This window comes from Chitinophaga sp., from assembly GCF_036569125.1.
In the GTDB taxonomy this organism is placed as follows: domain Bacteria; phylum Bacteroidota; class Bacteroidia; order Chitinophagales; family Chitinophagaceae; genus Chitinophaga.
In genome coordinates this window covers 1-7713 of the sequence record NZ_DATCRF010000065.1, presented here as the reverse complement: position 1 = coordinate 7713, position 7713 = coordinate 1, and the positions used below count along the sequence as shown (strand labels likewise).

Genomic DNA, 7713 nt, shown 5'->3' with positions numbered 1-7713 from the left:
GCAGGTACCGGCACCAGACTTCTATCCAGTAGTGCCATTGCCCGGTTTTCCCAATTTTTCATTTCCAGTTACATAACCGTTACATAAGAATAGTACTGACAATCAATTAGTTAATTAGGGATGTTTATGTTTTTGGGGATCCCAGTTACATAAACGGCTCTAATTATTAACAATGTGAAAAACCTACTGAAGGCTACTTGAATTTAATTAAGCCCGGTGCTTAATCCGGAACAGCGGTTCAACACGACACACCCATTAAGCCTCCAAAACGGAAGCAGAAGATAATAAACAATATCATCCTAAGATACGGAACTATAGTGAAGTGCAGACAGAACTAATAACGTTATGAGGTGTTTAACGTCTGAAATTTTTCGGATAATAATAGAACAAGGCAACGACTTTCGTAGTTTATTCCAACAATTACTTATTGATACAACCTCAGCTTCCCGATCAGCGTTTTACCTTCCGGTGTGGTTACATTCACAATATACACCCCCTCCATATACCGGCCGGATAAACGGAAACGTTCGCCTTTCAGCACTTCACGCTGTACTTCTTTACCCTGGCTGTTTTGTATGGTGAGCAGGCTGCCATCCCAGTTCTCTTTGCCTTGCAATAACAGCTCGCCGGTTTCTGTGTTGGCGGTTAATTGCAGCTTTACGGCTTTGGCAGGTACCTCTACATAACCCACATCATCGCCAATAGCCTGGCGGCGCTGGCAGTTGCTAACCGTAACGGTAATGGCATCGCGGCCACGTTCTTCCGTATACAGCTCTGAAGCGGCATAATACACGGTGGTTTCCGTTGGATTCACCTTAAAGGTGCTACCGGTGTGCAATAGCTTGCCGCCTTTAGGTGCATCGTACCACAGGGTTTCGGGGAAAATATGACCAGAGGTGGCGATCAGCACGGCATTGTCGCCCGCACAAATGCTGAATTGCTCATAGGGGATCTGCAGGTTCAGCTCATTGGTCCAATTGGCATGTGTTAGAACGTGGTGGTTATTGGAACCCTGGGCATTGGCAATGCAGGGGCTGGTGATGGCCAGCAGCAACGCGGATATTAAACGCATAGCGCTGCGATTAAATGAATTTTCCATGATGATATTAAATTTAACTGGGGCTGCTAAAAGGATGCTGTTGTATCAGACAGAGCGAATAGACTATAACGTTTCAATTGTTTTGGCTTCTCATATTTTCTGTGGAACGGTTAAACCTTACAATGTGCATCTTTTTAACGGTCTCTATAACAGTATCGCTAATTTAAGAAGATTTATAACACCAACCACCTACATAAACGGGTAGGTTTATGAAAAAGAGGGTTACAAAACAAAACGGCTGCATCACAGAATGATACAGCCGCTGTATTTTTAGTTATACCAGTAAAATTATGGTTGTGATTCCACCAGTACAATCTTTACCGTAAGATCCGGGGGTGCGGTACCGGCGGCGGTGCCGCTTACGGCCTGTGATTCGATGGTAAGGCTACCGGTGGTATGGGTATAAGAGTAGCTATAACCTGCATATACTTCCGGGATGGCTTCAAAGGTACCGCCATCGGCGGATACCGATACCACTATTCCAAAATCCTGGTTCACCTGGTCTGTTATTTCAGGCATGCTAAGGGTTACGGCATAGCTTTTCCCGTCGTTAACCAGCTTCCAGTCGGTATGGAGAATATCGGTTTGAATGGTTTGGTTAGGGGTAACGTACTCATACTTCTTGGTACAGCCAGTGATCCAAACGCTCATCACTAACAGTGGCAAAAATAGCAATGCTTTCATACTGTGAATTTTAGTTATATACAGGAAGATTCAAGTATGATATAACAAAGACAATGCCGATTCTTCCGGGGATTGCTGATGCCGGATTGGGGGAGTTTGCTGTTTGCTGTTTCGGTGGGCTTCTTCTCGCAGGTCCAGCTCCGGACTGCGCCCGCCTGTACGTGCATACATGATGCTTTGGGGGACGTATCAGCATAGGGGTACTATGGAGCGGTATCAAGCGCATGACGCCGGGCAAGGTCCGTCGTTTGGACCTGCGCTGTGAAGGCAAGTAGCACGGGGTATGCAATACCCTCATATTGCATATTGGCAGCAAGCGGATGGGCCGGCAAGCCAGTAGAGCAGGTATTGATACGGGTAAGACGTTAATTTTCCAGGATATTATTTTGCAAGGTGCTTTTGTAGATCCCGTTTACAGGTAGCATGCTGCAGCCCATATCAGAGGAATGTGTCCGTTCTCCGGGCAAATCAATTTACAGGCATGATACTGCAGATCTTATTTCCGCAGACCTTAATCTTATTTCCCAGACCTTACTTTTTTATTTTCCTAAGCCTTAACCTTATTCTTACTCTAAGGGCGGGCCTCCCCCAAAAATCAATCCATTGCAAAGGCGGCGTGGTCAAACACCTCCTTGATGCCTTCGGTGTCGTCTACCTCTTCGCCGCTGCAAATGAATACGGGCAGGCCGCTATCCAGGTCAATGACCTTTTTGAGCTGAACTACGATGGGCTTGAAGTGCTGGCTGGCTACAAACATGTATTTATCTGTAACCCTGGGCAGTGCATTTACGATGGTTCTGAGGGTGCGGGCAACCAGGATGCCGGTTTCATTCAGCAATTCACAATTAATGGTAATGGTATACCTGTTCATAGGATGGGTTGGTTTTTCAGGTGTAACGGTTAGTGTACATTTAACGATTGCGGTCTTTGATCCTGCCTTTTGTTCCTGATTATTCTGTTAGCTAAAAATAACAAAAAAGGAAGGTTGTTACTATTCCTCAAAATAGTATTATCGTTAATTCTTCCCCACCTGCATCCCTTTCCAGTAGCTACTATTAGCAGGCATACCCCTCCTTTTCCTATGAGGGATGCGCCGGCAGCGTGGTTACCAATTGTTTACGTTTTCCGTTTGGGGAGGGAGTATTATGCGGTTGTGTAAATGGTTGCGGAACATGTGGTGAGGATGTCAACACCTTTTGCGGCTGTTTTTCCGGGAGGAGCACACCTATCACCCCTGATTGCATGCAGGAAAGGTCTGCGGAAGTGTACACCTGACCGTTACCTCCTTCATTTAAGTAACGTATCTGCAGCACCATGATGGTGGTAACATTCTTTTTATGCGGCAGCTCCAGCACCGGTACCACGCCGTCCCGCAGCGGCGTACAAGCCACAGCTATAGCGGTTTTATGGCAAATGTTCGCTTCAAGGTCCACAGATAATGCTGCTACCTGCACCTGGATATGTGTGGCAAAACGGGGCTGTTTGAGCAGCTCCTTCCATTTATCGGGCAGCGAAACGTGTACACGGGCTGCAGAAGGACGGGTAATATTTACCTGGAAAGGCAGGCTGGCCTTTTTATTAAAACGGAAGCCCGTAAGCGTTTGCTGCAACGCCGCAGGGGCAAGGGTGCGCTGCCCGCGCGGATGTACTGCATCTTTTAACAGGGCGGTATATAATGTTTTATTAAGCCGGTTCACCAGCGTGCCATCATGCGGTAAAGGCCATAAGCCGTTCATTGCATCGCGGATCAGCTTAGCGGCCTTACTGGCTTTGCCGAATTCCCCTGCACTTTGCCGGCTGGCCGCACTCTGGCTGTCGGGCCGGTAATTGGGCATACTGCGGCAGCAGGTCTTATTGCCCCTGCGGTAGAAGATCAGCCCTCCTACCCTGCCTTCCATCTGAATAGCGCCTGTTAATATAGCCATGGTAGTATTTTCCTTAATAACAGGCAGGTTTCACTAAAGGTTCACACGGGTTGAAATAAAGTAAATGGTGGGCATAAGGTGGACTTGATGCGGGTATCATGCGGGGAAGATGTTGGCTATAGCAGGCCTTCTTACCCTATTTTTAAACCTGTTGGCTATAAATATCGCATACCAGATATTTTTGCTACATTTATACTATTACCGGTAAACCCTCTATAACTATGTTCACATATTCCTCCTCAGATCAATCCTATTCCAGCTCCCGTTCGGCTGCTGATGAACAAACAGCTGTACCTTCCACTGCTGCACCCTTACAAAGAAATGCGGCCAATATGGACGAATTGGTACAAGGCAAATTTCCTGCCCAGCTACAGCCGGAAGAGGAAGAAAAATTACCGATGCAAGGCAAATTCGTTTTACAAAGAGCTGCTTTGCCGGAAGAGGAAAAACCCGTGCAGGGAAAATTCACTACCCAGCTGCAAGCCAATAACACCGGCATGCCCGACAGCCTGAAATCCGGCGTGGAAAACCTTTCCGGTATGGATATGTCTGATGTAAAGGTGCATTATAACTCCAGCAAACCAGCCCAGCTAAGCGCGCTGGCCTATGCACAGGGCAATGATATTCATGTAGGTCCGGGCCAGGAAAAACATTTGCCGCATGAGGCGTGGCATGTGGTGCAACAACGCCAGGGACGCGTGCAGCCTACCATGCAAATGAAAGAAAGTGTGCCCGTGAATGATGACCCGGGATTGGAGCATGAAGCGGATGTAATGGGCGCGAAAGCGGCGAATGGGTAAATTATTCTCTTACTGATTATGTTAATAATAACACCCGGTCAATAAGCTGCCTGTGAGGATTCATTACTTAATGACCGGGATCCTTTATTCCGGGGCAGCGGATCAGGCAATTCCGTTAACGCCAAATTGATAATACTGCTTTGTTGCCAGGTTGATCTTAAAATTAAAATAACATGTACCACCGTCCATAGCGCTTACCGCTTCATACTTCCAATTACCGTGGTCCTGGCAAAAACAATTTACCCAAACTTCTTTCTCCCCATTTTTATTTATTACTGCTATTAACTGTTTCCTGTAATGCCGCTTATTTAAGTTTATACGCCAAAACTTATGTTCCTCGTCTATTAATACTTTATTATAGTTATCTAAACATTCAATAAATAAGCTGTCAATATCTTTTAGGTCTTCCTGTGTAAGCGTTGCCGGTTTGTATGTGGCGCTGTCAAAAGGGTAATCGTATTCCGGATTAAATGGGATAATTGCTGTGGTTGTAGTGTCGTAACGCAGCGCATTTGCGCCTTTTCCCTGGCTTAAATGTTTATTGCATGAAATAAAGGCGCTTGCTGAACAAAAGGCAATTATGAAAATGGAGATGTAGGAGCGTATTGGCATTTAAGAATTACGGGATTTAATTAAGTCCATAAATATTGCCTTACTTTGATCAGGCGTATTAACATTCCGTTGTCGAACTCATATTGGTTGTCTGTCCAGATAGGGTCAATTTCTTTGTTAATCTCCTTTTGTGATCTGTATTTCCACCAATTGTACAGTTCTTCGATCTCTGTTTTTGCGTTCATATGTTCGCTGTCGTATGTCCAGTCGCGGCTTTCAAACAGGTTTTCTTTTTCCGCACAATCCGTTAAAAGCTGAAAGCAGGCGTGCAGCATTAACAGGTCTTTGTCTAACCATTCACTGGTAATGGTGCTGATATGTAGCGTATGAGGATCTTTCACAAATATTCTTTTAAAATTCCCTTTACGTAAACGGCAACAGATCAGGTTCTAAAAACTCCTGTTTTGCCTGTGGGGAATTATAGATATCCACCTTATAGTGAAAAGCCAGCAACTCTTTGAAGTTGTATTTTAACCTTGGGAACCTGGCGATGAAGTCAGGGAAATTATCAACCGGTTCTTTGTCTATGAAGTGCTTTACGGCTTTGATGGCCGCTATGGTCAGGGTTTTGTTGTATTTATCCCTTGCGCCAACAGAATCTACAAAGGCCATTAGCTGACTGCAGATGTTTTGGATGGCCTGCTCAACACCATATTTCTTCACATGGATCCAGGCAAGCCGGATGTGGGCTTCGTGGGTAAAGACAGCCGGGGATAATTTGCAGGCTGCAAATTGTGCTTCAAAGGTGCTGTCGTCTAAGAGAAAGTGTTGTTCCATATGGTTTAAAATGTTTACTCAAAGGTTACTTTTCCTTTACCGTCAATGTTCGTTCTTCTGTCAAAAACAAAGTCAATATATTTTGCTTCTCCCTGCTCACCCTTTACTTCCTGTCTTACCCGGCCATATTCCTGCCCGTCCTGGTTAAATACTTTTACCGTTATATTTCTCTCAATTGTTTTATCAAAGATCAGATAGGCTGTTAATATATTGTCAACTGTACTATCGGAGCTGTTGATAATGATCTTCCCTGAACTTAACCCGTTATTTTTTAATTCCTGGGAAATGACTACTTCGTTCTTAAATGTTTTTTCAACGCCCTGTGCAACGCCGTCGGCAAATTCAGCGCCTGTTTTGGCAACTATCTCCCCGGTTTTGTTTACTGTGGTCCTGGCTTTCTGTTTTGCCCAATTACATGAAATAAAAAATACTGCTGTCAGTAAAATAAGAGTGTATCTCATAAGTATGCTAATAAAGTATAGGGAATGCGGTACTCATTTAGCCGAAAATAGTAAAATTTTCAGAGTGGAGGCCTGAATATTTGTATGTTTATTACCTGGCGTGATAATTTTAACCACGGCTTCCAGATAAAAAATCCAGAAAATGAGAAAGTTCTATTTTCTTCTTTTATTATTAGTACCAGCGATCTCTCAGGCGGTTGGTCAGCCCATTGTTAATTTACCCAACGACACGATATTAACAGCTCTCATGCAAAAGCATAAAGTGCCGGCTTTAGGCATTGGCGTTATCGAAAATAATGAACTAAAAAATGCAAAGGTCCTGGGTGAACTGAAATCAGGGGCGCCGGCTCCAGTCAATACTATCTTTCAGGTTGCATCACTTACCAAGCCCATTGTAGAGATGACCACATTGCGATTAGTAAGCAAAGGTCTTTGGTCGCTTGATGAACCCCTATCCAAATACTGGATTGACCCTGATGTTAAGAATGATCCAAGAAATAAGCGCTTAACTACCCGTCATGTATTTTCACATCAAACCGGTTTTGTTAACTGGCGCTGGCTTCATTCAACCGGTAAACTTGCCTTCGATTTTGAGCCAGGCACTAAAACCCAATATTCCGGTGAGGGTTTGGAATATCTTAAACATGCATTGGAGGTTAAATTCAAAATGCCGCTTGCTGTAATTGCAGACAAATACCTTTTTAAGCCGGATGGCATGAAAGACACTCATTTCTTTTGGGATGGCAGCGTAACAGAGGACAGATATGCGGTACCCCATAATAAAGCAAATGAACCATACGAGATCAGAAAAAACAAAGAAACAAGCGCAGCAGACCTGCTAATGACCACCGTGAGCGATTATACGACGTTTGGCGCAAATGTTTTAAAGAAAAAAGGGTTAAGCGATAAGGTTTGGCAGGACATGATACACATACAGTCAAAAGAGCCGGATGCAAAATTCGGACTTGGCTGGGAAGTGTTTAATAATCTAAAAGGGAAAGAATTTGCACTGGTACATGGCGGCAGCGATCCCGGCGTAAGAACAATCATTATCCTTTTACCTGAATCGAAAAGAGGCTTAGTGATCTTTACTAACAGCGATAATGGTATGTCACTTATTAGGGATATTATAAGGGAATCGCTGGACATTGGAGAAGAATTACTTGAAAGGGCAAAATAACATAAGGAAATCAGTGCAGATCCAGTTCATTAATTGTTTTTGTTGTAGAAAGATTAATAGTAGTAACCTTTTTTACCAAGCGGGTTTTGTCATAGGTCATGACGGGTTTGTTTTTAAAAGGTCAAGGTGCTTTTTGAAATTAGCGCTTTGGTTGGTGAGGTAGATCTTCATAGGT

At 44.2% G+C, this 7713-nt stretch carries 9 protein-coding genes; 2 read left to right on the top strand and 7 right to left on the bottom strand.

Going from position 1 to position 7713, the window contains the following annotated elements; translation table 11 throughout:
* Window positions 1-424: 424 nt before the first annotated feature.
* The 4 genes from VIM87_RS02450 to VIM87_RS02435 all read right to left on the bottom strand — a co-directional run bounded on the left by VIM87_RS02450 (window position 425) and on the right by VIM87_RS02435 (window position 3708).
* Window positions 425-1072 (bottom strand): hypothetical protein, encoded by a 648-nt coding sequence (locus tag VIM87_RS02450; protein ID WP_331995433.1) that lies wholly within the window; start codon window positions 1070-1072, stop codon window positions 425-427.
* Window positions 1073-1387: 315 nt separating this feature from the next.
* On the bottom strand, window positions 1388-1783 hold the full coding sequence (locus tag VIM87_RS02445; RefSeq protein WP_331995432.1) for a hypothetical protein: 396 nt from the start codon (window positions 1781-1783) through the stop codon (window positions 1388-1390).
* Between the two features lie 595 nt (window positions 1784-2378).
* Window positions 2379-2654, bottom strand: coding sequence for a DUF5952 family protein (locus tag VIM87_RS02440; protein ID WP_331995431.1), 276 nt, complete (start codon window positions 2652-2654; stop codon window positions 2379-2381).
* A 208-nt stretch (window positions 2655-2862) separates the two neighbouring features.
* Entirely contained in the window at window positions 2863-3708 is an 846-nt protein-coding gene (locus tag VIM87_RS02435; RefSeq protein ID WP_331995430.1) for a hypothetical protein, read from the bottom strand.
* A 221-nt stretch (window positions 3709-3929) separates the two neighbouring features.
* On the opposite strand from VIM87_RS02435, the gene VIM87_RS02430 reads away from it, so the two are divergent.
* Window positions 3930-4508: a DUF4157 domain-containing protein gene (locus VIM87_RS02430; RefSeq protein ID WP_331995429.1), complete on the top strand. Its 579-nt coding sequence runs from the start codon at window positions 3930-3932 to the stop codon at window positions 4506-4508.
* 632 nt (window positions 4509-5140) lie between these two features.
* On the opposite strand, the gene VIM87_RS02425 is transcribed toward VIM87_RS02430, so the two are convergent.
* From VIM87_RS02425 to VIM87_RS02415, 3 genes are read right to left on the bottom strand one after another with little or no spacing between them, the layout of a single operon-like run.
* Complete coding sequence (locus VIM87_RS02425; RefSeq protein ID WP_331995428.1) at window positions 5141-5461, bottom strand: hypothetical protein; 321 nt, start codon at window positions 5459-5461, stop codon at window positions 5141-5143.
* Between the two features lie 22 nt (window positions 5462-5483).
* On the bottom strand, window positions 5484-5897 hold the full coding sequence (locus VIM87_RS02420) for a hypothetical protein (protein WP_331995427.1): 414 nt from the start codon (window positions 5895-5897) through the stop codon (window positions 5484-5486).
* Window positions 5898-5911: 14 nt separating this feature from the next.
* Window positions 5912-6358 carry a hypothetical protein gene (locus VIM87_RS02415; RefSeq protein WP_331995426.1) on the bottom strand — a complete coding sequence of 149 codons (447 nt, stop codon included), beginning with the start codon at window positions 6356-6358 and terminating at the stop codon, window positions 5912-5914.
* A gap of 142 nt (window positions 6359-6500) precedes the next feature.
* On the opposite strand from VIM87_RS02415, the gene VIM87_RS02410 reads away from it, so the two are divergent.
* The gene (locus tag VIM87_RS02410) at window positions 6501-7538 is read left to right on the top strand and encodes a serine hydrolase domain-containing protein (RefSeq protein ID WP_331995425.1); all 1038 of its coding nucleotides are present in this window, start codon (window positions 6501-6503) and stop codon (window positions 7536-7538) included.
* Window positions 7539-7713: the final 175 nt, after the last annotated feature.